This window comes from Pseudomonas benzenivorans, assembly GCF_033547155.1.
Taxonomy (GTDB): domain Bacteria; phylum Pseudomonadota; class Gammaproteobacteria; order Pseudomonadales; family Pseudomonadaceae; genus Aquipseudomonas; species Aquipseudomonas benzenivorans_B.
This window is the reverse complement of sequence record NZ_CP137892.1, coordinates 278,280-303,775: the sequence shown is the minus strand read 5'-3', so window position 1 is coordinate 303,775 and position 25,496 is coordinate 278,280. Positions and strand designations below refer to the sequence as shown.

Here is a 25,496-nt window from a genome sequence, read left to right as displayed (position 1 = left end):
ATCGTATGCCTCTCGCCCCGCCACTCGCTCCCGCCAAGGACTCCGCATGCACGACCTCTCCGCCTTCCCGATCACCGCGAAATGGCCCGCCGCTCACCCCGAGCGGCTGCAGCTCTACTCCCTGCCGACGCCCAACGGGGTCAAGGTGTCGATCATGCTCGAGGAGATCGGCCTGCCCTACGAGGCGCACCTGGTCAGCTTCGAGCGCAACGAGCAGCTGTCGCCGGCCTTCCTCTCGCTCAACCCGAACAACAAGATTCCCGCCATCCTCGACCCCGACGGCCCGGACGGCCGGCCCCTGGCGCTGTTCGAGTCCGGGGCGATCCTCGTCTACCTGGCGGAGAAGACCGGCCGGCTGCTGCCCGGCGATGCCAGGGGCCGTTACCAGACGCTGCAGTGGCTGATGTGGCAGATGGGCGGGATTGGCCCGATGTTCGGCCAGGTCGGCTTCTTCAACCGCTTCGCCGGCAAGGACTACGAAGACAAGCGCCCCCGCGACCGTTACGTCGCCGAGGCCAGCCGCCTGCTCGGCGTACTCGACCGGCGCCTGGCCGAGGGCCCCTGGATCATGGGCGAGGACTACGGCATCGCCGACATCGCCACCTTCCCCTGGGTGCGCAACCTGATCGGCTTCTACGAGGCCGGCGAGCTGGTGCAGATCGAGCGCTTCGCCCACGTCACCCGGGTGCTGGAAGCCTTCCTCGCACGGCCGGCGGTGAGCCGCGGGCTGAACATTCCCCCGCGCGAATAGGCCGAAGCGCAGGCACGAAAAAGCCGCCCGCAGGCGGCTCGTTCGCACCGGCTCCCGGCTTAGAGCTGCGGGCCGGCGTTCTTGATGGCGTCGGAGACGTCGAACTTGGCGAAGTTGTCGATGAACAGCTTGGCCAGGCCCTTGGCGGCCTCGTCGTAGGCGTTCTTGTCTTCCCAGGTGTTGCGCGGGTTGAGCAGGTTGGTTTCCACGCCCGGCACCGACGTCGGCACGCTGAGGTTGATGATCGGCAGCTGCTCGGTCTCGGTGCCGATCAGCGCGCCGCTCTGGATCGCGGCGATCACCCCACGGGTGGTGGGGATGTTGAACCGCTTGCCGACGCCGTAGCCACCGCCGGTCCAGCCGGTGTTGACCAGGTAGACCTTGGAGCCGAAGCCGCGGATGCGCTTGATCAGCAGCTCGGCGTATTCGCCGGCCGGACGCGGGAAGAACGGCGCGCCGAAGCAGGTGGAGAAGGTCGACTTGATGCCGCTGCCCGAGCCCATCTCGGTGGAGCCGACCAGGGCGGTGTAGCCGGACAGGAAGTGGTAGGCGGCCTGCTCCTCGTTGAGGATCGACACCGGCGGCAGCACCCCGGTGAGATCGCAGGTGAGGAAGATCACCGCGTTCGGCTCGCCGCCGAGGTTGCGCTCGCTGCGCTTCTCGACGTGGCTCAGCGGGTAGGCGGCGCGGCTGTTCTGGGTCAGGCTGTCGTCGCTGTAGTCCGGCACGCGCTGCTCGTCGAGCACCACGTTCTCCAGCACCGCGCCGAACTGGATGGCCTTCCAGATCACCGGCTCGTTCTTCTCCGACAGGTCGATGCACTTGGCGTAGCAGCCACCCTCGATGTTGAACACCACGCCCTCGCCCCAGCCGTGCTCGTCGTCGCCGATCAGGTAGCGCGACTCGTCGGCCGACAGGGTGGTCTTGCCGGTGCCGGACAGGCCGAAGAACAGGGTCACGTCGCCGTCCTCGCCGATGTTGGCGGCGCAGTGCATCGGCAGCACGTCGGCCTCCGGCAGCAGGAAGTTCTGCACGCTGAACATGGCCTTCTTCATCTCGCCGGCGTAGCGCATGCCGGCGATCAGCACCTTGCGGGCGGCAAAGTTGATGATCACACAGCCGTCGGAGTTGGTGCCGTCACGCTCGGGCACGCACTCGAAGTTGGCGACGTTGAGGATCTGCCACTCGGCCTTGGCGGCCGGGTTGTAGGTTTCCGGGTTGATGAACAGGCAACGGCCGAACAGGTTCTGCCAGGCGGTGGCGGTGGTCATCTTGACCGGCAGGTAGTGGGCCTCGGACGAGCCTACATGGACGTGGGAGACGAAGCTGTTCTGGGCATCGGAGAAGGCCTGCACGCGGTCCCACAGGGCATCGAACTTGTCCGCCGGGAACGGGCGGTTGATCGGCCCCCAGGCGATCTTCGCCTCGGTGCTCGGTTCCTGGACGATGAAGCGGTCGGCCGGCGAGCGGCCGGTACGCTGGCCGGTGCGCACCACCAGCGAGCCGTTGGCGGCCAGTTCACCTTCGCCGCGACGGAGGGCTTCTTCGACCAGTTGGGCGGCGCTGATGTCGGTGTACACGGCGGTGTTGGCTTGCGTCATGTGAGTCCCCGTCGGCCGAGCGGCCGAGTCTTCCAAACGTTTTGTAGTTAAGGCCTGAGCACTACTACAGCGATAAAAAAGTCGCGGGAGTATGCCAGAAAGCACCTCCCTTGGCAGCACCCGATCCGCCCAGCGGATCGATAGCCGCCCGCTATCGCCTCAGTGGCGCGTGTCTGAGGGCGCCTCGCTGCCGCCGCCGGCGAACAGCTGGGCGACGTCGGCGGCGTCGAAGGCATAGCGTTGGTTGCAGAACTGGCAGTCGATCACCACCTGGCCACCGTGCTCGTCGAGCAGCAGCTCGGCATCGGCCGGCCCCAGGCTGACCAGGGCCCTGGCCGAACGCTCGCGCGAACAGCTGCAACGGAAACACAGCGGGCGCGGCTCGAACAGGCGCAGCTCCTCCTGGTGATAGAGGCGGTGCAGCAGGGTCTCATTGTCCAGGCCGAGCAACTCTTCGGCGCTCAGGGTATCGGCCAGGGTCGCCAGGTGCTGCCAACTGGCGGCACGGGCCTCGGCCTCCTTGAGGCGGTCGGCCGGCAGCTGCTGCAGCAGCAGGCCGCGGGCGCGCTGGCCGTCGGCGCACAGCCAGAAGCGCGTGGGCAGCTGCTCCGAGGTGGCGAAGTAGTTGGTCAGGCACTCGGCCAGGGTGGCGCCGTCCAGGTCGACGATGCCTTGGTAACGCTGGCCCTGCTTCGGCTCGATGGTCATCGCCAGCACGCCTTCGGGCATCAGCTCGACCAACCCGGCATCGGCGCCGATCTGCTCGGCGTGGTAGCGGGCGATGCCGCGCAACTCGCCGTCGCTGGAGCACTCGACCATCAGCAGCGGCACCGCGCCGGCGGAGCGCGCCTGCAGCACCAGCAGGCCGTCGAACTTGAGGGTGCCGATCAGCAGCGAGGCCGCGGCGAGCAACTCGCCGAGCAATTGCGCGACCGGTTGCGGATAGTCGTGCTTGGCCAGCACATGCTGGTAGCTCTGACCCAGACCGACCAGTTCGCCGCGGACATCGGAGTCGTCGAACAGGAAGCGCTGGGTGTGATCGAAATCGTGCATTGGGCGACCGGATGTGAACAACGGATGACAAAGCGCCGCAACATCTCTATAAAGCGCGTCGCAATTTTCATCAGGGAAGGTTAAGAGGAGCGACATTCTATGGATAAAGACATCCGCATCCAAGCCGCTTGGCGATGGCCGGCCCTGCTCGGCCTCAACCTGCTGGCCGCCGTCGTGCTGGCCAGCTGGCTGCTGCCGCCCAGCCGCGCGCTGTGGGACGGCGCCGGCCTGTGGCTGTTCCAGTGCCTCAACGGCTCGCTGGGCCACAACCCGCTGTGGGACGGCTTCTGGGCCGTGACCAGCACGCGCCTGAGCGATGCCCTGGTCGGCGTGCTGATGCTCGGTCTGATGCTGCACTCGCGCTGGGTGTTCCGCGTGAGCGAGCTGCGCCCGGCGCTGTTCACCTTCCTCGGCCTGCTGCTGACGCTGCTGGTGATCCGCGTGCTGTTCAACAAGCTGGTCGGCATCCTCGACTGGCAGCACGCCAGCCCCTCGACCCTGGTGCCGGGCACCTATCACCTGAGCGCCGCCTTCCCCGAGCTGGAGCGCCTGTTCGAGCTCAAGGACCGCTCCAGCCGCAGCTTCCCCGGCGACCACGCCTCGGTACTGCTGCTCTGGGCACTGTTCATGGGGCTGTTCAGCCGTGGCTGGAAACTGGCGCTGAATCTCGGCCTGGCCCTGCTGTTCGTGCTGCCGCGGCTGGTGGCCGGCGCCCATTGGCTGGTGGACGTGACGGTCGGTGGAGTGTTCATCGCCCTGCTCGCCTTCGCCTGGGGCTACTGCACGCCGCTGGCCGGGCATATCGCCAACGGCCTGGCCCGGCTCTGCCGGCCGCTGTGGGCGCCCTTGCAGCGCCTGCCGCTGATCAACCGGCTGCGGGTGATCTCCCCGAGCTGAGCCCGGCGCCTCAGTCCCCCTGGCCGCCGTGGAACTGCTGCAGCTGGCGGCGCTGCTTCTTAGTCGGCCGGCCGTCGGTCTGCACGCCCAGGGCGCCGGCCTTGCGCTGTGCCGCGGCCTGCTCGCGGCGGACGATGCTCTCGGCAGTCTCGCGGTACAGTTCCTGGGCCTGGGGCGCGCCCCGGCGTACCGCCGACAGCGCCTGGATCACCACCGTGCGCTCGTCGAAGCCGGCGCGGATCACCAGCTCGTCGCCGACCTTCGGCTCCTTGCTCGGTTTGCAGCGCTCGCCCCGGCAATGCACCTTGCCGCCCTCGATCGCCGCCTTGGCCAGGGCACGGGTCTTGTAGAAACGCGCCGCCCACAGCCACTTGTCCAGGCGGACCTTGCCGTCGTCTTTCTCGCTCATCGCTCTCTCGATCAAAAATGCCGCTGCCCGGCGATTCTGCCTGATGCGCTGGCCCCGATGCACAACTAGAATCCCAGAACTATCGGTCAGCAAGGCCCAATGGAAACCGTCCCGCGTGAAGACCTTCGACCAACTCAGCGTGATCGGCCTGCGCGAATGGATCAACCTACCGGATCTGGGCATGGTCGGCCTGCGTGCGAAGATCGACACCGGCGCCAGCACCTCCTGCCTGCATGCCAGCGACATCCAGCCGTTCGAACGCGACGGTGCCGACTGGGTGCGCTTCACCGCGCACATCGGCACCCTGGTGCAAAGGCGCCATCGCTGCGAGGCGCCGCTGGTAGCGGTCAAGCGCATCAAGAGTTCCACCGGCCATGTGCAGAGCCGCTACACGATCCGCACCAGCCTGATCCTCGGCGACCGCAGCTGGCCGGTGGAATTCACTCTGACCTGCCGCAAGACCATGCGCTACCGGGTACTGCTGGGGTCCAAGGCCCTGGTCGACGGCCAGCTGGTGGTCAACCCGGCGCTGACCTATGTGCAAGACAAACCCTCGCTCCTCGACCTACCTGGTGCCCCATGAAAATCGCCATCCTGTCGCGCAACCCGCGCCTGTATTCCACTCGCCGCCTGCTCGAAGCGGGCGAGCAACGGGGCCACGAAATGCAGGTGATCGACACCCTGCGCGCCTATATGAACATCGCCAGCCACAAGCCGCAGATCCACTACCGCGGCCAGCCGCTGGAGGGCTTCGACGCGGTGATCCCGCGTATCGGCGCCTCGGTCACCTTCTACGGCTGCGCGGTGCTGCGCCAGTTCGAGATGATGGGGGTGTTCCCCCTCAACGAGTCCGTGGCCATCACCCGCTCGCGGGACAAGCTGCGCTCGCTGCAGCTGCTGTCGCGCAAGGGCATCGGCCTGCCGGTGACCGGCTTCGCCCACTCGCCGGACGACATCCCCGACCTGATCCAGATGGTCAACGGCGCGCCGCTGATCATCAAGGTGCTGGAGGGTACCCAGGGCATCGGCGTGGTCATGTGCGAGACGCAGAAGGCCGCCGAGTCGGTGATCGAGGCTTTCATGGGCCTCAAACAGAACATCATGGTCCAGGAGTACATCAAGGAAGCCGGCGGCGCCGACATCCGCTGCTTCGTGGTCGGCGAGAAGGTGATCGCGGCGATCAAGCGCCAGGCCAAGCCCGGCGAGTTCCGCTCCAACCTGCACCGCGGCGGCGAGGCCAGCCTGATCAAGATCACCCCGGAGGAGCGCATGACCGCCATCCGCGCGGCCAAGGTCATGGGCCTGTCGGTGGCCGGGGTGGACATCCTGCGCTCGCACCACGGCCCCCTGGTGATGGAGGTGAACTCCTCCCCCGGCCTGGGCGGCATCGAGACCACCACCGGCAAGGACGTCGCCGGGATGATCATCGAATACCTGGAGAAGACCGCCATGCCGCACCTGACCCGCACCAAGGGCCGCGGCTAGCCCCTGGCCTCAGGCCGCGTCGCGCGGCAGCAGCAGGCCCAGGGGCAGGCACACCCGCGCCTCCAGGCCGCCGCCGGAACGGTTGCGCAGCTCGACGCTGCCGCCATGCAGGGCGGCGATGCGCTTGACGATGGCCAGCCCCAAACCCGCACCCTGGCCGCCACGGGCGCGGTCGCCGCGGATGAAGGGGTTGAAGATGCTGCTCAGCTCCGCCGGGGCGATGCCGGCGCCGCGGTCGAGCACGCTGAGCACCACGTAGGGTGCGCTGTGGTGGCCGGACAGGTAGGCCGCCACCTCCACCGCATCGCCGCCGTAGCGCAGGGCGTTTTCGATCAGGTTGACCAGCAGGCGTTTGATCGACACCCGGCGCAGCGGGAAGGCCGGCAACGGTTCCAGGCACAGGCGCACCCGCTCCTGCTGCTGGTTGTAGGGGGTCACCACCTCGCGGATCAGCTCGCCCAGGTCGAGGGCCTCCAGTGGCTCGTCGCGACCGTCACGGATGAAGGCGAGGAACTGGTCGAGTATCGCGTCCATGTCCTCGATGTCGCGCACCATGTCCTCGGTCAGGTCCGAGTCGTTGTCGAGGAACTCCATGGACAGGCGCAGACGGGTCAGCGGCGTGCGCAGGTCGTGGGACACGCCCGCCAGCATCAGCTCGCGCTCGCGGGCCGCCTGCTCGACGTCCTCGGCCATCTGGTTGAAGGCACGGTAGACCTCGGCCATCTCGCTCGGCGTGTCGCCGACCGGCAGGCGCACGCTGCGCCCCTGGCCGATCTGCCGGGCGGCGAACACCAGGCGCTTGAGCGGCGCGCTGAGCTGGCGCACGAAGATCCAGGCCGCCGCGGTGGACAGCAGGCCGATGCCGAGGAACCAGCCGAGCACGCTCCAGATCCGCTGGCCGCGCAGGGGGTGGGGGTACATGGGTACCCGCAGCCAGTCGTCGCCAAAAGCCGGGGCATGCACCCAGAGCGCCGGCGGGCTGTGCACCCGCACCCGCACCTCGGTGTCCGGCCCCAGCTCGGCCTGCATCTGCCGCTGGAAGATCTCGCTGTACGGCCAGTGCTGCTCGCTGGCCGGCACCGACGCGTAGGGCACCCGCTTGAGGCCGGCGGCCTTGGCGATGGTCGCACGGTCCTCCGGATCGGCCGCCCAGTAGGCGCGCAGGGTCAGGGCCGCGCCGTGGCTGTACTGGCGGTCGACCAGCACGTCCTCGTTCATCATCAGATAGACCAGGGTCAGCGCCTTGGAGAACAGCACCACCACCAGCACCAACCAGAGGGTGCGGGCGAAGAAGCTTTGCGGGAACCAGAGCGGGGTTTTCATAGGCGGCTCGGAGTAGGGTGGAAAACGCCTACCGGCCTTTTCCACCTGGCGATCTCATCGGTGGATAAACCCCATGCGGCGCTCTCCACGCTACGACTTGGCGCCGTCCGGGACGAACACATAGCCCACGCCCCAGACCGTCTGGATATAGCGCGGCTTGGACGGGTCCGGCTCGATCAGCCGGCGCAGGCGCGAGATCTGCACGTCGATGGAGCGCTCCAGGGCGTCCCATTCGCGGCCGCGGGCCAGGTTCATCAGCTTGTCCCGGGTCAGCGGCTCGCGGGCATGCTGCACCAGGGCCTTGAGCACGGCGAACTCGCCGGTGGTGAGCATGTGCACCTGGTCGCCCTTCTTCAGCTCGCGGGTGGCCAGCGACAGCTGGTAGTCGCCGAAACTCACCGTCTGCTCCTCGCTGCCCGGCGCCCCCGGTACCACCGGTGCCTGGCGGCGCAGCACGGCCTTGATCCGCGCCAGCAGCTCGCGCGGGTTGAAGGGTTTGGCCAGGTAGTCGTCGGCGCCCTGCTCCAGGCCCTGGATGCGGCTGGCCTCGTCGCCCTTGGCGGTGAGCATGATGATCGGCACCTGGTTGTTCGCCTCGCGCAGGCGGCGGCAGGCGGACAGGCCGTCCTCGCCCGGCAGCATCAGGTCGAGCACCACCAGGTTGAACAGCTCGCGCGCCAGCAGGCGGTCCATCTGTTCGACGTTTTCCACCGTGCGCACGCGGAAACCCTGCTCGTCGAAGAAACGTTCGAGCAGGCGGCGCAGGCGGGCGTCATCATCGACGATAAGGATTTTCTCGCCTTCGACAGAAGAGGGGGTACCGCTCATAGAGGCTCCTGGTTCAAGGAACTGTTGCGCCCGCAGGCGCTCGAACAGCGTCCAACGCCGGCATTATGGCCCAGCCGCGGCACGCGGCGGGCGGGCCATTGTTAGCAGATTTTTCCCCGAACGGTTCCCAGCAGCCTGGTAGGCGGTGTTTATAATGCGCCGCTTTCGTGCCTGGCCAGTGCTCTGCGTGGCCGGTTTTTCGTTTCAGTGTGGGTAGCTTTTTATGGACAGCATCAACAACCGCATCGCCGAAGAACTGGGCGTGCGCCCGCAACAGGTCGCCGCCGCCGTGGCGCTGCTCGACGAGGGTTCCACCGTGCCCTTCATCGCCCGCTACCGCAAGGAAGTCACCGGCAGCCTGGACGACACCCAGCTGCGCCACCTGGAAGAGCGCCTGCGCTACCTGCGCGAACTGGACGATCGCCGCGCCAGCATCCTCGCCAGCATCGAGGAGCAGGGCAAGCTGACCCCCGAGCTGACCCGCGAGATCAACCTGGCCGACACCAAGACCCGCCTCGAAGACCTCTACCTGCCCTACAAGCAGAAGCGCCGCACCAAGGGCCAGATCGCCCTGGAAGCCGGCCTCGGCGAACTGGCCGATGCGCTGTTCGACGACCCGAGCCTGACGCCGGAGCAGGAAGCCCAGCGCTTCATCGATGCAGAGAAGGGCTTCGCCGACGTCAAGGCGGTGCTCGAGGGTGCCAAGTACATCCTCATGGAGCGCTTCGCCGAGGACGCCACCCTGCTCAGCAGCCTGCGCAGCTTCCTCAAGGACCACGCCACCCTGAGCGCCCGGGTGGTCGCCGGCAAGGAAGAGGAAGGCGCCAAGTTCCGCGACTACTTCGAGCACGATGAGCCGCTCAAGAGCGCGCCGTCGCACCGCGCCCTGGCGATCTTCCGCGGGCGCAACGAGGGCATCCTCAGTGCCAGCCTGAAGGTCGGTGAGGAAGTGCCGGGCGCCGTCGCGTCGGGCGCCCTGCATCCGTGCGAGCTGATGATCGCCGAGCGCTTCGGTCTCGAGCAGCGCGGCCGCGCCGCCGACAAGTGGCTGGGCGAGGTGGTGCGCTGGACCTGGAAGGTCAAGCTCTACACCCACCTGGAAACCGACCTGCTCGGCGAGCTGCGCGAAGGCGCCGAGGACGAGGCCATCGGCGTGTTCGCCCGCAACCTGCACGACCTGCTGCTGGCCGCCCCGGCCGGCCCGCGCGCCACCCTGGGCCTGGACCCGGGCCTGCGCACCGGCTGCAAGGTGGCGGTGGTCGATGCCACCGGCAAGCTGCTGGACACCGCCACCGTCTACCCCCACGCGCCGAAGAACCAGTGGGACCAGACCCTCGCCGTACTGGCCGCGCTGTGCGCCAAGCATGGCGTCGACCTGATCGCCATCGGCAACGGCACCGCCAGTCGCGAGACCGACAAGCTGGCCGCCGAGCTGATCAAGAAGTACCCGGGCCTGAAGATGACCAAGATCATGGTCAGCGAGGCCGGCGCCTCGGTCTACTCCGCCTCCGAGCTGGCCGCCCGGGAGTTCCCCGAGCTGGACGTGTCGCTGCGCGGCGCGGTGTCCATCGCCCGGCGCCTGCAGGACCCGCTGGCCGAGCTGGTGAAGATCGACCCGAAATCCATCGGCGTCGGCCAGTACCAGCACGATGTCTCCCAGCTCAAGCTGGCGCGCAGCCTCGACGCCGTGGTGGAGGACTGCGTGAACGCCGTCGGCGTCGACGTCAACACCGCCTCCGCCGCCCTGCTGGCGCGCATCTCCGGGCTCAACGCGACCCTGGCGCAGAACATCGTCGCGCACCGCGACGCCAACGGCGCATTCAAGACCCGCGACGCCCTGAAGAAGGTCTCGCGCCTGGGCGAGAAGACCTTCGAACAGGCCGCCGGCTTCCTCCGCGTGATGAACGGCGACAACCCGCTGGACGCCTCGGCGGTGCACCCGGAGACCTACCCGCTGGTGCAGCGCATCGCCGCCGACACCGGCCGCGACATCCGCTCGCTGATCGGCGACGCGGCCTTCCTCAAGCGCCTGGACCCGAAGAAATTCACCGACGAGCGCTTCGGCCTGGTGACCATCGGCGACATCCTCAGCGAGCTGGAGAAGCCAGGCCGCGACCCGCGCCCGGAGTTCAAGACCGCCGAGTTCCAGGAAGGCGTCGAGACCCTCAAGGACCTCGAACTGGGTATGATCCTCGAAGGTGTGGTGACCAACGTCACCAACTTCGGCGCCTTCGTCGACATCGGCGTGCACCAGGACGGCCTGGTGCACATCTCGGCGCTGTCGGAGAAGTTCATCAAGGACCCGCACGAGGCGGTCAAGGCCGGCGACGTGGTCAAGGTCAAGGTCATGGAGGTGGACATCCCGCGCAACCGCATCGCCCTGTCCATGCGCATGGGCGACACCCCCGGCGAGAAGGTCGAGGGCGCGCGCGGCGGGCAACAACGTGGCGGCGGCAAGCGCGGCAACACCCCGCGCAGCGAGCGCCACTCCGGCCAGGACAAGCCGGCGCCGGGCAACAACGCCATGGCCGCGCTGTTCGCCAATGCCAAGCAACTGCGCAAGTAGGGCATAGGCGGGGCCGCAGGCAGAGGCCGGCAAGAGCGGCGCCTGCGGCCGGCGCCCCGGCGCCGGGGACGCAGCCCTCCAGAACGACAGGCTGGTCGCTAAGGCGCAAGCGACCTTCGCCTGGGTGTAATTTCCCGCCAGCGGACTGGTCTAGGGTAGAGAGGCCGTGCTCCGCCCCAGGGCCAGGGTGCAACGCGCCGTTACCGCCTCCCCCTTGTAGAGCACTCGTTTCGCCCCCATATTGGGCCGACCGACGCGTGAAGGAATGCAATCTTGAGCGACCTGTTATCCCGCCGCCTGGCCCTGCTCGGCGAGCGCGCCAACCTCTCCCTGCTTTCCCAGTGCTTGCACGGCATCGAGCGCGAATGCCTGCGCGTCGACAGCGACGGCCAGCTGGCCTTGACCCCGCACCCGGTGACGCTCGGTTCGGCGCTGACCCATCCGCAGATCACCACCGACTACTCCGAGGCACTGCTGGAGTTCATCACCCCGGCCGAGGCCGACGCGGCGGTGACCCTGGCCGACCTCGAAGACATCCACAGGTACGCCTACAGCAAGCTCGACGGCGAGTACCTGTGGAGCCCGTCGATGCCCTGCGCCCTGCCGGACGAGGAGACGATTCCGATCGCCCGCTACGGCGACTCCCATATCGGCCGGCTCAAGTACGTGTACCGCAAGGGCCTGGCGCTGCGCTACGGCAAGACCATGCAGTGCATCGCCGGCATCCACTACAACTTCTCCCTGCCGGAAAGCCTGTGGACCCTGCTGCAGCAGGCCGAAGGCGACAACCGCAGCGCCCGCGACTACCAGTCGGCGCGCTACATCGGCCTGATCCGCAACTTCCGCCGCTACAGCTGGCTGCTGATGTACCTGTTCGGCGCCTCGCCGGCGCTGGACGTCGGCTTCATGCGCGGCCGCCCGCACCAGCTCGAGCAGCTCGACCCACAGACCCTGTACCTGCCTTATGCCACCAGCCTGCGCATGAGCGACCTGGGCTACCAGAGCAACGCCCAGGCCGGCCTGACCCCCTGCTACAACGACCTGGCCAGTTACACCGACAGCCTGCGCCAGGCGGTCGCCACGCCCTACCCCGCCTATGTCGAGGCCGGCACCCAGAAGGACGGCGAGTGGCAGCAGCTCAACACCAACATCCTGCAGATCGAGAACGAGTACTACTCGAACATCCGCCCCAAGCGCGTCACCGCCAGCGGCGAACGGCCGATCCAGGCGCTGATGGCCCGCGGCGTGCAGTACGTCGAGGTGCGCTGCCTGGACATCAACCCCTTCCTGCCGCTGGGCATCGACCTGGACGAGGCACGCTTCCTCGACGCCTTCCTGCTGTTCTGTGCGCTGCAGGCCAGCCCGCTGCTGGAGAGTGACGAGTGCCACGCCTGCACCGACAACTTCCTCGCGGTGGTCAAGGAGGGCCGGCGCCCCGGCCTGCAGCTGCAGCGCCAGGGCCAGGCCGTCGGCCTGCAGGCCTGGGCCGAGGAGCTGCTCGAGAACATCCGGCCGCTGGCCGAACTGCTCGACCGCAGCCAGGGCGGCGACGCCCATCTGCAGGCGCTGCAGGCGCAACGGGCCAAGGTGGCCGATGCCGCGCTGACGCCCTCGGCCCAGGTCCTCGCCCAGCTGCAGCAGGGGGAAAGCTTCACCCAGTTCGCCCTGCGCCAGAGCAAGCAACACGCCGAGTACTTCCGCCGCCAGCCGCTCGACGCCGAACGGCAGGCCGCCTTCGAGGCCGCCGCGGCGCGCTCGCTGCGTGACCAGGCGGAACTGGAGGCCCAGGAAGAAGGCGATTTCGACAGCTTCGCCGCGGCCTACCAGGCCAGCATCCTGGCCCTGGCGGTCTAGCCCGCCGAGCGCCTTTCCCGCAGCGCCTCGCCGGCCGCCAGTTCGGCCAGGCGCGCTGCGCGCCCACTGCGCCGGGACAGACTCAGATACAGCGCCGGCAGCACGAACAGGGTGAAGCAGGTGCCGACCAGCATGCCGAAGACGATCACCAGCCCCAGGCCGAAGCGGCTGTTGGCGCCGGCCCCCGAGGCGAACAGCAGCGGCACCAGGCCCATGACCATCGCCGCAGTGGTCATCAGTATCGGTCGCAGGCGGATCGTCGCGGCGCTGAGAATCGCCCGCAGACGCCCGTGGCCCCGTTGCTCCTGGAGTTCGTTGGCGAAGGCGACCATCAGGATGCCGTGCTTGCTGATCAGGCCGATCAGGGTGACCAGGCCGATCTGGGTGTAGATGTTCACCGTGGCGAAGCCCAGGGCCAGGGGCAGCAATGCGCCGCAGATCGACAGCGGCACGGTGATCAGGATGATCAGGGGGTCGACCAGGCTCTCGTACTGCGCGGCCAGCACCATGTAGATGACGATCACCGCGAACAGGAAGGTCAGCAGCAGGGCACTGCCCTCCTGCTTGAACTGCCGCGCCTCCGCCTGCCAATCGATGCTGAAGCCGTCCGGCAACTGCGCCGCCTGCTGCTCGAGGAAGGCCACCGCCTGCCCCAGGCTGACCCCGGCGGCGGGAATCGCCTGCAGGGTCGCGGAATTCTGCTGGTCGAACTGGGTCAGCCTGTTCGGCTGGATGCTGCTGTGCAGGCTGACCAGGGTCGACAGCGCCACCTGTTCGCCCGCCGCCGTCGCCACGTAGTAGCCGGCCAGCGCCTGCGGGCTGAGCCGCTGCTGCCTGTGGGCCTGGGGAATCACGTCGTAGGAGCGACCGTCCAGGGCGAAGCGGTTGACGTAGTTCTCCCCCAGCAGCAGGGCCAGGGCACTGCCGATGTCCTCCATGCGGATACCCAGGCTGTTGGCCTTGCTGCGGTCGATCCGGACCTGCGTCGCCGGGCTGTTGAACGCCAGGTCGCTGTCGACCATGCTGAACAGCCCGCTCTGCCTGGCCGCCGCCTTGACCCCCTGCATGGCCTGGTACAGCGCCCGGTAGTCCTGCGCCGTGCGGATCACCATCTGCACCGGCAGACCGCCGCTGGAGGCGGGCAAGGGCGGCAGCTGGAAGATGAAGATGCTGTTGCCCTCCACCGCATCGACCCGCCGCTGCAGATCGGCCTGGATGGCATCGGCGTCGCGGGTGCGCCGCGACCAGTCGCTGAGATTGACCCCGGCGAAGCTGGCGGCCACGCCGTCGGTGCCGTTGATGATCCAGGTGCTGGTGGTCTCCGGCAGCTCGCCGAAGATGTCATCCAGCTGCGCGGCGTAGCGCTCGACGAAATCGATGCTGGCATGCTGCGGGGACTTGATCGCCGCCAGCAGGTTGCCCTGATCCTCGCCCGGGGCGAGCTCCCGTTGCGCCGCGCCGTACAGCAGCGGCAGGCTGACCAGGGTCGCCAGCGCCAGCAGCAGGACCACCCCGCGATAGCGCAGGCTGCCGGCCAGGAGCCGCCGGTAATGCAGGGCCAGGCGCCGGAACAGCTGCTCGGCCAGTCGGCTGACCCGCCCCTCGGCCTGTACCGCCGGCAGTAGCGCCGCGCTCATCACCGGCGCCAGGGTCAGGGCGATCACCCCGGACACCACCACCGCACCGGCCAGGGTCAGGGCAAACTCCTGGAACAGCGCCCCGGTAAGCCCGCCCATCAGGCCGATCGGTGCGTACACCGCAGCCAGGGTCAGGGTCATGGCGATCACCGGGGCGGCGATCTCGCGGGCACCGATGAGCGCCGCCTGCAAGGGCGTCAGGCCGCGCCGGATATGCCGGTGCACGTTCTCCACCACGACTATCGCATCGTCCACCACCAGGCCGATCGCCAGCACCATGGCCAGCAGGGTCAGCAGGTTGAGGCTGAAGCCGCACAGCGCCATCAGCGCCAGGGCGCCGAGCATCGACAGGGGAATGCTGACCACCGGAATCAGCACCGTGCGCAGCGACCCCAGGCACAGGTAGATGATGGCGACGACGATCAGGATCGCCTCGACCAGGGTCTTCACCACCTCATCGATCGAGGCCTGGATGAACCCGGCCGTCTCGAAGGCCAGGGCCACCTCCACGCCGGGCGGCAGGGTCGTGCGGATGGTCGGCAGCAGCCGTTCGATGGCCGCGACGATCAGCAGCGGGTTGCCGCCCGGCGTGGCATAGAGCCCCAGGTGCACGGCGCGCTTGCCGTCCATCAGCGCGCTGGTTTCGTAGGACGCCGCGCCCAGCTCCACCTCGGCGACATCGCCCAGGCGCACCAGGTGGTGGCCGCTGTGCCTCAGCACCAGGTCGCGAAACTCGTCCAGGCTGCGCAGGTCGCTGTTGACCTCGACCGCCGAGACCACGTAGGCGCCCTTGATCTGCCCGGGGGCGGCCTGGAAGTTGTTGGCGCGCAGGGCCTGCTCGACCATGGCCGGGGTAACGCCGTGCCCGGCCATGCGTTGCGCGTCGAGCCAGACCCGCAGGGCCAGGCGCTGGCCGCCGAAGGTCTCGACCTTGGCGACCCCGTCGATGCCGGCGAACAGCGGCTGCACCACCCGGCTCAGGTAGTCGGTGAGCGCCGCCGCCGACAGCGTCTCGCTGGAGAAGCCGACATAGGCGACCGCCGTGGCGTCGCCGGCGGAGCGCTCGATCACCGGGTCGTAGGCCTGCTCCGGCAGGCGGTGCTTGACCTGGTTGACCTTGGCCAATACGTCGCCGAGCGCCGTGCGCGAGTCCTGGTTCAGGGCCATGCGCAGGGTGATCTGGCTGCGCCCCTGGGACGAGGAGGCGCTGAGGTAGTCGACACCCTCCACGGACGACAGCGCCTGGCTGATGGGCTGGGTGACGAAGCCTTGCATCAGCTCGGCCGGCGCCCCCGGATATTCGGTGGTGACGCTGATGCTGGCGCTTTCCAGCAGCGGGTACTGGCGCACCGGCAGGTGCATGAACGCCTGCCAGCCGAGCAGGATCGTCAGCAGGCTCACGACCAGCGCCAGCACCGGGCGCCTGACGAACAGATCGGTGAAGGTCACAGGCTGCGCTCCCGCTGCCGTCCGGCCGCCGGTTCGGACACCGCTCCGGGCACCGCTTCGGCGGCCAGGGCCGGGTCGGCCACGGGCCGGATCGACGCGCCGTCGTGGAGTTTGATCTGCCCCGCCACGACCACCCGATCATCGGCCGAGAGCCCCTCCTCTATCACCACCAGACCGGCGCGGCGTTCGCCGGTACTGACCGCCACGCGGCGCACCCGGGGATAGCGCTGCCCCGCCTCGAGCGGTTCCAGGCGGTACACCGTCTCGCCATAGGCGCTGTAGGCGATGGCGGTCTCGGGTACCGTCAGGGTGTCGGCCGCAGCCGCCTGCTGCACCCGTACCCGGGCGAACATGCCCGGCAGCGCCACGGCCGGCGGCTCGAGCAGCAGGGCCTGGACCCTGAGGTTACGGGTGCTGGCGACGAACGGATCGATGCTGCTCAGACGCCCGGCGATCGCCTGCTGCGGCAGGGCATCGAGGAAGACCTCGAGGCGTCCGCCGATCTGCAGCTGCGCCATGCTCTGCTCGGGCAGGCCGAAATTGACCAGCAGCCCGGCCTCGCCGGACAGGTTGATGATCGCCTCGCCGGGGCTCAGGTACTGCCCCAGGTGTACCCGGCGGATGCCCAGCACGCCGGCGAAGGGGGCGCGGATACTGCGCTGTTCGAGCTGCGCCTGCAGGCTCTTCAACGCGCCTTCGGCGGCCAGGGCCTCGGCCCGGGCATTGTCGACCGCCTCGCGGCTGATGGCGTTGCGCCCGAGCAGGCGCTGGACCCGCTGCAGCTGGGTGCGCGCGTTGTCCAGCCGGCCCTGCAGGCGGATCAGCTCGCCGCGCTGCACGGCATCGTTGAGGCGCAGGATCAACTGGCCACGCTCTACCCGCTGGCCGGAACGCACCGGCAGCTCGACGATGCGTCCGGCGACCTCCGCGGACAGGGTAACCGCCTGCACCGCCTCCAGCTCGCCGATGGCCTCCAGGTAGCGGGGAAACGCCCCACGGCCCACCCGGGCAACCGCTACCTGGGTCGGCGCGGCGGCCTGGGCGGAGGCCACGGCGTCGGAACGCCCCGGCCACAGCACCAGCTCCGCGGCGGCCAGCAGGGCACAGAGTAAGACGAAGGCCAGCAGCAGGCGCTGGCGTGGGTGGCGGCGCATCATGGCCATCTCGGGCTCCAGCACGCCGTCCCGGGCCGGCAGCATTTTCCGGCCCGGGACGGGCCGGCGACATACAGCACGGTTTCGATAACGCGATTAATCTGCAACATTGTTCGCCTCTGCACTTGGAACAACGATCCCGTTGATCGGCATATGGATATGAACTCGCTACGCAACATCGACCTCAATCTGCTGGTCGTCCTCGACGCCCTGCTCAGCGAAAAGCACGTCACCCGCACCGCCAGCCGCCTGCACCTGAGCCAGCCGGCGGTGAGCCACTCACTGGGCAAGCTGCGCGCCCTGCTCGACGACCCGCTGCTCATCCGCCAGGGCGGCCGGGTCACCCTCAGCGCCAAGGCCGAGGCGCTGAAGGCCCCGCTCAAGGACGTGCTGAGCCGCGTCGAAGGGCTGCTCGGCCAGCCCAACGGCTTCGACCCGGCCAACTCGCAGCGCACCTTTCACCTGGCGATGTCCGACTACGGCGCCTCGTTCGTGCTGTCCAAGCTTCTACGCCGGGTACGCCGGCTGGCACCGGAGATCAACCTGGTGGTCACCCAGGACAGCCGCAGCGGCATGCTCGAACAGATCGCCCAGGGCAAGGTCGATCTCGCCCTCGGCGTGTTCCCCAGCCTGCCGGTCGATGTCTGCGTGGAGGTGTTATTCGAAGAAACCTTCTCCTGCCTGCTCGACCGCGGCACCCTGCCCGCCGGCGCCCGCCTGGACCTGGAACGCTATCTGGCCCGGCCGCACCTGTCGGTCTCGGTCGACGGCGCGGCCAGCGCCGAAGTGGACCGGGTGCTGCGCCTCAGCGGCCTGCAGCGGCGGATCGCCGTGAGCCTGCCGCACTGGCTCGCGGCGCCCGACCTGATCGCCCAGACCGACCTGATCCTCACGGTCGCCACGCGCATCCTGCGCGGCGCCCTGAAAGACCCGGCGCTGATCCTGCTGGAGCCGCCGTTCGCCATCCCGCCCTTCCCCTTCGTGCACATCTGGCACAGCCGCTTCTCCGATGACCCGGCCCACCAGTGGATACGCCAGCAGGTCAAGCTCGCCGCCGTTCACGACGCCGCCGAGCCCTGAGCGCGGCGCAGGCACAGGCGCAAGCTGCGGCCGACAGGCTGCACCTCGTGCACCCGAAAGCCTGGCCCCGGCGAGGCGTTTGCGGGCAGGCGCGTCGGCGCTTGCGCCCCGGCGGCGGCTGGGGCGGCCAGGTAGATCAGCAACTCGTCGACCAGCTCGGCCTGCAGCAGGGCCTGCGACAGCCTCGGTCCGGTTTCCGCCTGCACCTCGTGCAGGCCGCGCCGCGACAGCTCGCACAGCAGCGCCGGCAACGGGATCGGCGTCCCGGCCTCGCCCAGCACCAGGCACTCGTGGCCATGCTCCACGGAGGTGCCCGGCCGCTCGCCCAGCACGTGCAGGGTCGGCGCACGCCGGTCGAAGACCCGCGCCCTCGCCGGCACCCTGGCCCGGCCATCGAGCACCACCCGCACCGGCGGCAGAGCCTCGGCCGTGGCCGGCAGCACGCTCAACTCCGGGTCGTCGGCCAGCACGCTGCCGCTGCCGACCAGGATCGCGGCGCTCCGTGCGCGCCACTGCTGCAGGTCGGCCCAGGGCTCGCTCAGATCGGCCCAGGCCGCGCGTCCCAGCCTGCCGTCGGCGTCCAGGCTGAGGCACAGCCGCAGCCAGGGCCGCGCGCGACGCATGCTCGACAGGAAGCCCAGGTTCAGCTCCGCCGCGGCCTCCGCCAGCAGCCCCCGCTCGACCCGGATACCGGCCGCCTGCAGGCCGGCGATGCCGCGGCCGTTGACCCGCTCGAACGGGTCCTCGTGGGCCACCACCACCCGCGCGATGCCCGCGACGATCAGCGCCAGATGACAGGCCGGGGTGCGCCCGACATGGCTGCAGGGCTCCAGCGTCACGTAGGCGGTGGCCCCCCGCGCCGCGCCACCGGCCTGCGCCAAGGCAAAGACCTCGGCATGCGGCCCCCCCGCCCGCCTGTGCCAGCCCTCGCCGACCACCCGTTCGCCCTGGGCGATCACGCAGCCGACCCGTGGGTTGGGCCAGGTCGAACCACGGCCACGCGCCGCCAGCGCCAGGGCGCGCGCCATGTGGCGGCGGTCGACCTCGCTGAAGCCCGTCATCGCCCCTGGCCCCGCGCCGAGATGTTCACAGACGCCGCTCAAGCGCCGGCCTGCGCGCCGATCGGGTAGAGCTGGCCGTCGTAGGCACTGGCCAGGAAGCCATTGGACGCCGGGTCGCTGGTCAGGCAGGAAATGCCACTGGCGGTCGGCTTCTCGACCCGCTCCCAGCGCCCCTGCTCCAGGTCGAACACCGCCACGGTGCCGCCGTAGCTGCCGGTGGCGATCCGCCGCATGTCCGCGGAGGCCGCGATGCACTTCACCGAGTGCGCGTGGGGCGTGGCATAGACCTCGCTCTCGCCGTTGCGCCACAGGCGCAGCTTGAGGTCGCGACCGATGCTGGCGAAGCCGCCGGCGATGCGCGTACAGCCATTGGAGATGCGCTCGTGGGCCTTGACCACATAGCGCTGCAGGCCGAAGTCCTCGATGCGGTGGAAGGCCGCCGCCGCGGTGGCGCAGACGCTGAACAGCAGGCTGTCGTCGGCGCTGATGCCCTTGATCGCGTTATCGTGCATCTGCACCTGGGTCAGGTAACGCGGACCATCGGCGTCGAGGCGCAAGATGATCGCCTCGCCGGTGTAGGTGCCGATCGCCGCATGCAGCTGGCCATCCTTGTGAAAGGTGGTGGCGCAGTTCAGCGGCGAGCGATGCTGATAGAGCGTACGGCCGCTGATGGCATCGAACAGGGTGCCCATCTGCCCGCCGGTGAGCAGGTAGTCGCCGCACGGCAGGAGGAAATTGCACAGGCTGCCGATCTTCACCGAGGCCTGGCCATTGACCTGGACGATGCCGGCATCACCGATGCTGTAAGTGTCGTGCCCCACCAGCGCCACCGCGTTGAGGCTCAGCGCGGGCTCGATCTGGCTCAGGTCCCATTCCTGGGTGCGGTAGTTCCAGGTGGCGTAGCTGGAGCCGAAGGTCACGAAGGCGATGCGGTCATCGCCGAGCAGCGCGCAGCTGCGGGGCCAGATGATGCTCGGCAAGGCGCTTTCCGCCGTCTTGTGCAACTGCCCCTGCTCGTCCAGCCGCCAGAGCACCACCGAGCGGTCGTAGCTGAGGCTGATCAGCAGACCCTGGGCGTCGTCCCAGACGATGCGCTTGATGCCGGCGGCATGGGCCTGCTGGGCATGGCGGGAGGACGCCCCGATCACCGTGATCCGGCCTTCGTCGTCGCCGGCGAAGATGGTGCCGTCGCGGGCCAGCGAGACGGTGTCGGTCTCCACGCCATCGAGGTCGATGAGGGCGAGCTGGCGGCCGCTGTTGGCGTCCCAGCGACGGATGGTGCCGTCGTCGCTGCTGGACACCAGCATGTCCCCCTCGGCCGACCAGCACACCGAGATCACGTCGGCGCCATGCCCCCGCAGCACCCGCAGCAGTCGGCCGTGCAGATCGAACAGGCGGATGCTGTGATCGCGGGAACAGGTCGCGATGGTCTGGCCGTCGGGCGCGAAGGCGGACATCTCGATGTCGTCCTCGTGGCCGATCAGCACCGCCTTCAGGCGCATGCTCGGCACTTCCCACAGCCGCGCGCTGTAGTCACTGCTGGAGCTGACCAGCAGCTTGCCATCGGGGCTGAACGCGCACTGGTTGGCCAGATGATCGTGCAGGACCCGGTGAATCGGGGTCTTGGTTCGCGCATCCCACAGAATCACCTGGTTGTCGTATCCGGCCGTGGCGATATAGGTGTCTTGAAAACTGGCAATACCGCTGATGGGTCCGAAGTGCTTCATCAACCACTCTCCATTGTGTTGGACGTCTAAAACGATTCGACCCTCGGCGCGAGCGCTCGAAGGGACCGGCGTTGGCGGGCTACAGGTCGATCAGGTGATTCTTCTTGGCGACTTTGGCCTGCAGGTAATGGCGGTTGTGTTCGGTCACGAAGACGCCGGTGGGAATGGCGTAGTCCACTTCGATGCCGCAGCTCTTCAGGGCAATGACCTTGTCCGGGTTGTTGGTCATCAGCCGGCAGCGCCTGACATTCAGGGCGTGCAGCATTTGCGCGGCGTGGGAGAAGTCGCGGCTGTCTTCCGGGAAGTTCAAGTGGGTGTTGGCCTCGAAGGTGTCGAGCCCGCCATCCTGCAGGCGGTAGGCGTCCAGCTTGGCGTACAGCCCGATGCCGCGCCCCTCCTGCCGCAGGTAGATGAGCAGGCCGCCCTCCTCGTTGAGCCGGGCGATCGCCTCGTTCAGTTGCGGGCCGCAGTCGCAGCGCTGCGAGGTGAACACGTCGCCGGTGAGGCATTCGGAGTGAATCCGCACCAGCGGGTTGTCCAACTCCGCCGAGCCGAAGCGTATGGCGATATGCTCGTGGTTCGAGGACAGGCCGCTGAAGCTGATGAAGGTTCCCACGCAGTTCCCCGACGACAGCGGAATTGCGACCTGGTTTCTGATCTTGATGTGCGTCATGGGCACTCCCTGCTGGACTGGCTTCTTGTTCTCGTTGTTGGGCAGCGGCACGTCACAGATCCTCGGCCAGGCGAAAACCCATCACGTAGATGTCGCGCGGGAATTTGCCGTGGCGGCGACTGTTGCGCGCCAGGTCGCGGAAGCGGGTGAAGCTGCCGCCCCGGGCCACTCGGTGGCTGCCGACCACTCTGACCAGGTCGTCCTCGATGGCCTGGCCCCCGGGATAGGGTCGGTAGTCGTCGGCGACGTACTCCTCGACATTGCCGGCCATGTCCAGACAACCGAAGGGCGATGCGCCCGCGGGGAAGGTGCCGACCGCCGTGGTCGCGAACAGGCCGGTCTCGGCGGTGTTGGCGTGGTCGCTCAGGAAGCGGTTGCCCCAGGGGAACTCCAGGCGGTCCGGCCCCGCTGCGGCATACTCCCATTCCGCCTCGCTCGGCAGACGGAAGGCACGCCCGGTGCGTGCGGCCAGCCAGGCGACATAGGCATCGGCGTCCTCCGCGCGCACGCCATAGACCGGGTGGTTGGCCCGCTCCGTCGGAAACTGGCCGAAGGCCCAGCTGGTCGGCAGCCTGGCCTGGCGCGAATCCTCGAGGAACGCACGGTATTCCTGGTTGGTCACCGGGTAGCGGCCGATACGGTAGGTCCGCAGGCTCGACTCATGGCACGGGGTTTCCTTGACGATCCAGTCGCGATCCAGGCCCAGCCCGGCCAGCGCCTGCATGACGTCATCCACCGCCTCCGCGGCCAGGCCGATGCGCACGACCCCGCCCGGCACCTCGATCATCGGCGGCGCCAGCGCGTTGATTCGCGGGTCGCCGGTCTCGGCCAGCAGCTTGCCCGCGACGAGGCGCTTGGGCAGCGGCGTGGCGGGGTCTTCCAGGCAAGCGCACAGGGCCTCGCTCGACCTCAGGGCCAGCTCCCGCCACAACGGCAGTGGCTGGGCCACCGCCCGCGTCGCCTGGAAGTGCTCGGGCAATCCCATCAGCTGGCGATCGCTCAGGTCGGTACTCAGGCGCTCTTCGAACAGAGGCCAGTGGGCAAACTCTTCGGCTGTCATAACGCTCTCTCGTAGCCTGCAGGAATGGGCGGCGCAGCCCGCCGGCGCGCCTCAGGGGCAGCGACTGCCCGCCTGGCTCAGCGCGTGCAGACCAGGCCGGTTTGCAGGCAGTTGCGCTCGAACTGCTCCCAGTAGTCCGCCGGGTACCGGCTGCGGCTCTGCTGGGAGATGATGGGCTTCTGCCAATGCCACTCGCTGAACCCTGCGCGCTGGATGGCCCGCTCGTAGACACCGCGGCCCCAGCGATAGAAGGTGAAGGCACTCGGCGGATGGGTGACGAACTCGGCGTCGCAGCGGTAACCGCCCAGATGGGGCTGCTCGTTCTTGACCGTAACGCCATAGGTGGTGAAGTTGCCCAGGGCCAGCCGGTAGTCGGGCTCGACCGTGTAGGCCACCAGCCGGCCGCCCGGCAGCAGGTTCCTGGCGGCCACCACGAACATCTTCTCCAGCTCCTCGGGGGACTGCGCATAGTTGAACAGCCAGGCGGCGGTGATCAGGTCGAACTGCCCGAGGATTTCCATCTCCGCAACATTGCGCACGTGGTACTCGATGCTCTCGCCGTTTCGCGCCGACTCGTCCCGCGCCAGCTGGATCATCGACGGCGAGATATCCACGCCGACCACGGCCTTGGCCCCCCGGCGGTAGAGTTCCCGGCCGAAGAAGCCATAGCCGCAGGCAAGATCCAGCACCGACTTGCCCCGCACATCGCCCACCATGCTGAAGAAGGTTTCCGTCTCCACCGAACGCTGGGACGCACTATCGGTAAACTCCTCGAAGCGCGAGCCAATAGCGTCATACATCGCATTGCCAACTGTCATATATCCTCCCGATATAATTGTGCCTTGGCTGTCCATGCACGGACGTAAACATACAGTACCCCGCGCATCCATAATTAATCGGCACGCATTAAACAACGCGTCGACTCAGGTATTCACCGTCACCGAGAACCCCACAATAACGATCAATACGCCCACCAACTTCTGCATGCTGATCTCCTGCCGGGGCAGCCCCACCAGGCCGAAATAATCGATGATCAACGACACCAACAACTGCCCGACTATGACCGACATGATGAAGGTCACGGCGCCAAGGCGCGGCGCCATGAACAACGCCACGGTGATATAGAACACCCCGGCAACCCCGCCGAGCCAGGCCCACCAGGGGGCCGCCTGGAGGTCGGCCATATTGGGCCGGGGCATCTTCAGGACCAGCATGACCACGGCGATCGCCAGCATGCTGACCACCAGGGAAATCGTGGTCGCCCAGAACGGATGCCCCGCCACCGCGGCCAGTTGCGAGTTCGTGCCGGCCTGTAACGGCACGGCCATACCCGCAAGTAAACTGATAAGTAACGGAATAATCATCGACATTGACGCACCTCACTTTCGGCCATCTTGCATAGGCAACTTCGAGCGGGCAAATTCTTTATGCGAATACAGCGCATTCCTGTGACTTATCTAATTACACAAACAGCGCAAACTTCAGCCCCCGCACTACGCCCTCTAACTTCCGGCCACGCCAACTGTTTCTCCTCGCCATCCAGAATAATAACGGCACACACAGGCATGACAGGGGACGAACACCTCGCACGTGCCGGCGGGTGCAATAGCGCCGCCCCATTGGTCGACTCCATCACAAAAATGGTCAGCGGTATAAAAGCCCGGACCGGCGTCCCGGCACGGCAGCCCCGGATGGCTAAGATAGACACAGACGAGAGCCACCCGAGCCGTGCCCATGGCGTCCGACGCCCAACCCGATGACAAGCGCCAGTGGAGCCTGGAGAGCCTGAACAAGGCCTATCAGCAGGGCTACATGGCGGGCCTGACCGGCCAGCCGAACAGCCAGCAGCCCTATGCCGCCGAAGTGCCCGCCGCGGCCTGGGAGGCCGGCTGGGAAGACGGTCACGAGCAACTGCTACGCCAGCAGAAAAGCGCCTGAGCCCCGCCAAGCAGAAGTGCGCAACTCATTGCTCGCCGGGCTGTGGATAAAGCTGTGCATGCTTCCACCCAGGCCACGCCAGACCTGACACCGCAAGCAATTGCGCAACATCTTGCACAACCTTGCGCCACTCTCTGCGCAGCTTTTTGTGCGCGCCGTCTCAGCCCTCGCCAGCGGCATCACATTAATCAACTAACTCATTGTTTTTAAAGGATTTTAATTAAATGGCACGGTATTCGCTCTAGACCCGGCTCCCGGATCACTCGATCCACGAACCAGGCAAGGAGAGCACTCATGCCAACACCCGCGTATCTGTCCCTCGAAGGCACCAAGCAAGGCCTGATCACCGCAGGCACCTTCACCGAGGACTCGGTCGGCAACATCTTCCAGGAAGGTCATGAAGACCAGATTCTGGTTCAAGCCTTCAACCACCAGGTCATCATCCCGCGTGACCCGCAGTCCGGCCAGCCGACCGGCCAGCGCGTGCACAAGCCGCTGATGATCACCAAGGTGTTCGACAAGTCCTCGCCGCTGATCTTCAACTCCCTGACCTCCGGCGAACGCCTGAGCAAGTGCCGCCTGGAGTGGTACCGCACCTCCTCCACCGGTACCCAGGAGCACTACTTCACCATCGAACTGGAAGACGCGGTGATCGTCGACGTGCAGTCGCGCATGCCGAACTGCCAGGACCCGGGCATGTCCCACTTCACCCACCTGGAAGACGTCTACTTCACCTACCGCAAGATCGTCTGGACCCACGAAGTCTCCGGCACTTCCGGCTCCGACGACTGGCGTACCCCGATCTCCGCTTAAGGTGATCACGCGGTAACGCTCACGACGGCCAGGCAGAGTCCTGGCCGTCGTGTTTCAGCCGGGAAATACCCGAAAAAGTCGAGTACGCACGTTCTCCACGCCGCGCCTGGGTTACAACGGCGCCGCCGCGCGTACTG

The 25,496-nt window shown here is 67.8% G+C and carries 22 protein-coding genes; 9 read left to right on the top strand and 13 right to left on the bottom strand.

Annotated elements, in window-relative coordinates; genetic code table 11:
- Positions 1-46 precede the first annotated feature (46 nt).
- A complete protein-coding gene (locus SBP02_RS01435) occupies positions 47-751 on the top strand; it encodes a glutathione S-transferase N-terminal domain-containing protein (RefSeq protein ID WP_318644641.1) in 705 nt (234 codons plus the stop codon).
- Positions 752-810: 59 nt separating this feature from the next.
- Here SBP02_RS01435 and SBP02_RS01430 read toward each other — a convergent pair whose 3' ends face one another.
- Entirely contained in the window at positions 811-2,352 is a 1,542-nt protein-coding gene (locus SBP02_RS01430; protein ID WP_318644640.1) for a phosphoenolpyruvate carboxykinase, read from the bottom strand.
- 159 nt (positions 2,353-2,511) lie between these two features.
- Positions 2,512-3,405 (bottom strand): Hsp33 family molecular chaperone HslO, encoded by an 894-nt coding sequence (hslO, locus tag SBP02_RS01425; protein ID WP_318644639.1) that lies wholly within the window; start codon positions 3,403-3,405, stop codon positions 2,512-2,514.
- A 99-nt stretch (positions 3,406-3,504) separates the two neighbouring features.
- Here hslO and SBP02_RS01420 point away from each other — a divergent pair, with 99 nt between their 5' ends.
- Positions 3,505-4,302, top strand: a complete 798-nt coding sequence (locus tag SBP02_RS01420) for a phosphatase PAP2 family protein (RefSeq protein WP_318644638.1) — start codon at positions 3,505-3,507, stop codon at positions 4,300-4,302.
- Positions 4,303-4,312: 10 nt separating this feature from the next.
- Here SBP02_RS01420 and SBP02_RS01415 read toward each other — a convergent pair whose 3' ends face one another.
- Positions 4,313-4,711, bottom strand: coding sequence for an RNA-binding S4 domain-containing protein (locus SBP02_RS01415; protein ID WP_318644637.1), 399 nt, complete (start codon positions 4,709-4,711; stop codon positions 4,313-4,315).
- 115 nt (positions 4,712-4,826) lie between these two features.
- Here SBP02_RS01415 and rimB point away from each other — a divergent pair, with 115 nt between their 5' ends.
- A complete protein-coding gene (gene rimB / locus SBP02_RS01410; RefSeq protein ID WP_439886644.1) occupies positions 4,827-5,294 on the top strand; it encodes a retropepsin-like aspartic endopeptidase RimB in 468 nt (155 codons plus the stop codon).
- A complete protein-coding gene (gene rimK / locus SBP02_RS01405) occupies positions 5,291-6,196 on the top strand; it encodes a 30S ribosomal protein S6--L-glutamate ligase (RefSeq protein WP_318644636.1) in 906 nt (301 codons plus the stop codon). The genes rimB and rimK overlap by 4 nt, the downstream gene beginning before the upstream one ends.
- A 9-nt stretch (positions 6,197-6,205) precedes the next feature.
- Here the strand turns inward: rimK and SBP02_RS01400 are convergent, their stop codons facing one another.
- Together SBP02_RS01400 and ompR are read right to left on the bottom strand one after the other, a co-directional pair.
- Positions 6,206-7,519: an ATP-binding protein gene (locus tag SBP02_RS01400; RefSeq protein ID WP_318644635.1), complete on the bottom strand. Its 1,314-nt coding sequence runs from the start codon at positions 7,517-7,519 to the stop codon at positions 6,206-6,208.
- A 90-nt stretch (positions 7,520-7,609) separates the two neighbouring features.
- Positions 7,610-8,347, bottom strand: a complete 738-nt coding sequence (ompR, locus tag SBP02_RS01395) for an osmolarity response regulator transcription factor OmpR (protein ID WP_318644634.1) — start codon at positions 8,345-8,347, stop codon at positions 7,610-7,612.
- Positions 8,348-8,570: 223 nt separating this feature from the next.
- Between ompR and SBP02_RS01390 the strand changes: the two genes are divergently transcribed.
- Together SBP02_RS01390 and gshA are read left to right on the top strand one after the other, a co-directional pair.
- Positions 8,571-10,913 (top strand): Tex family protein, encoded by a 2,343-nt coding sequence (locus tag SBP02_RS01390; protein WP_318644633.1) that lies wholly within the window; start codon positions 8,571-8,573, stop codon positions 10,911-10,913.
- 273 nt (positions 10,914-11,186) lie between these two features.
- The gene (gene gshA, locus SBP02_RS01385; protein ID WP_318644632.1) at positions 11,187-12,767 is read left to right on the top strand and encodes a glutamate--cysteine ligase; all 1,581 of its coding nucleotides are present in this window, start codon (positions 11,187-11,189) and stop codon (positions 12,765-12,767) included.
- Here the strand turns inward: gshA and SBP02_RS01380 are convergent.
- A complete protein-coding gene (locus tag SBP02_RS01380) occupies positions 12,764-15,853 on the bottom strand; it encodes a MexW/MexI family multidrug efflux RND transporter permease subunit (RefSeq protein ID WP_318644631.1) in 3,090 nt (1,029 codons plus the stop codon). The genes gshA and SBP02_RS01380 overlap by 4 nt on opposite strands.
- Positions 15,850-17,052 carry an efflux RND transporter periplasmic adaptor subunit gene (locus SBP02_RS01375; RefSeq protein ID WP_318644630.1) on the bottom strand — a complete coding sequence of 401 codons (1,203 nt, stop codon included), beginning with the start codon at positions 17,050-17,052 and terminating at the stop codon, positions 15,850-15,852. The genes SBP02_RS01380 and SBP02_RS01375 overlap by 4 nt, the downstream gene beginning before the upstream one ends.
- Positions 17,053-17,160: 108 nt before the next feature.
- On the opposite strand from SBP02_RS01375, the gene SBP02_RS01370 reads away from it, so the two are divergent.
- A complete protein-coding gene (locus tag SBP02_RS01370) occupies positions 17,161-18,087 on the top strand; it encodes a LysR substrate-binding domain-containing protein (protein ID WP_318644629.1) in 927 nt (308 codons plus the stop codon).
- Here SBP02_RS01370 and ribD read toward each other — a convergent pair.
- The 6 genes from ribD to SBP02_RS01340 all read right to left on the bottom strand — a co-directional run bounded on the left by ribD (position 18,066) and on the right by SBP02_RS01340 (position 23,978).
- Entirely contained in the window at positions 18,066-19,148 is a 1,083-nt protein-coding gene (gene ribD / locus SBP02_RS01365; RefSeq protein ID WP_318644628.1) for a bifunctional diaminohydroxyphosphoribosylaminopyrimidine deaminase/5-amino-6-(5-phosphoribosylamino)uracil reductase RibD, read from the bottom strand. The genes SBP02_RS01370 and ribD overlap by 22 nt on opposite strands.
- 38 nt (positions 19,149-19,186) lie before the next feature.
- Positions 19,187-20,875 carry a WD40 repeat domain-containing protein gene (locus SBP02_RS01360; protein ID WP_318644627.1) on the bottom strand — a complete coding sequence of 563 codons (1,689 nt, stop codon included), beginning with the start codon at positions 20,873-20,875 and terminating at the stop codon, positions 19,187-19,189.
- Between the two features lie 79 nt (positions 20,876-20,954).
- Positions 20,955-21,548, bottom strand: a complete 594-nt coding sequence (locus tag SBP02_RS01355) for a GTP cyclohydrolase II (RefSeq protein ID WP_318644626.1) — start codon at positions 21,546-21,548, stop codon at positions 20,955-20,957.
- 52 nt (positions 21,549-21,600) lie between these two features.
- Positions 21,601-22,608 carry a formylglycine-generating enzyme family protein gene (locus SBP02_RS01350; RefSeq protein WP_318644625.1) on the bottom strand — a complete coding sequence of 336 codons (1,008 nt, stop codon included), beginning with the start codon at positions 22,606-22,608 and terminating at the stop codon, positions 21,601-21,603.
- Between the two features lie 77 nt (positions 22,609-22,685).
- Entirely contained in the window at positions 22,686-23,426 is a 741-nt protein-coding gene (locus SBP02_RS01345) for a class I SAM-dependent methyltransferase (protein ID WP_318644624.1), read from the bottom strand.
- A gap of 105 nt (positions 23,427-23,531) precedes the next feature.
- Positions 23,532-23,978: a DMT family transporter gene (locus tag SBP02_RS01340; RefSeq protein ID WP_318644623.1), complete on the bottom strand. Its 447-nt coding sequence runs from the start codon at positions 23,976-23,978 to the stop codon at positions 23,532-23,534.
- A gap of 364 nt (positions 23,979-24,342) precedes the next feature.
- Between SBP02_RS01340 and rmf the strand changes: the two genes are divergently transcribed.
- Both rmf and SBP02_RS01330 read left to right on the top strand, forming a co-directional pair.
- Positions 24,343-24,546 (top strand): ribosome modulation factor, encoded by a 204-nt coding sequence (gene rmf / locus SBP02_RS01335; protein ID WP_318644622.1) that lies wholly within the window; start codon positions 24,343-24,345, stop codon positions 24,544-24,546.
- 294 nt (positions 24,547-24,840) lie between these two features.
- Positions 24,841-25,359, top strand: coding sequence for an Hcp family type VI secretion system effector (locus SBP02_RS01330; protein ID WP_213639744.1), 519 nt, complete (start codon positions 24,841-24,843; stop codon positions 25,357-25,359).
- Positions 25,360-25,496 lie beyond the last annotated feature (137 nt).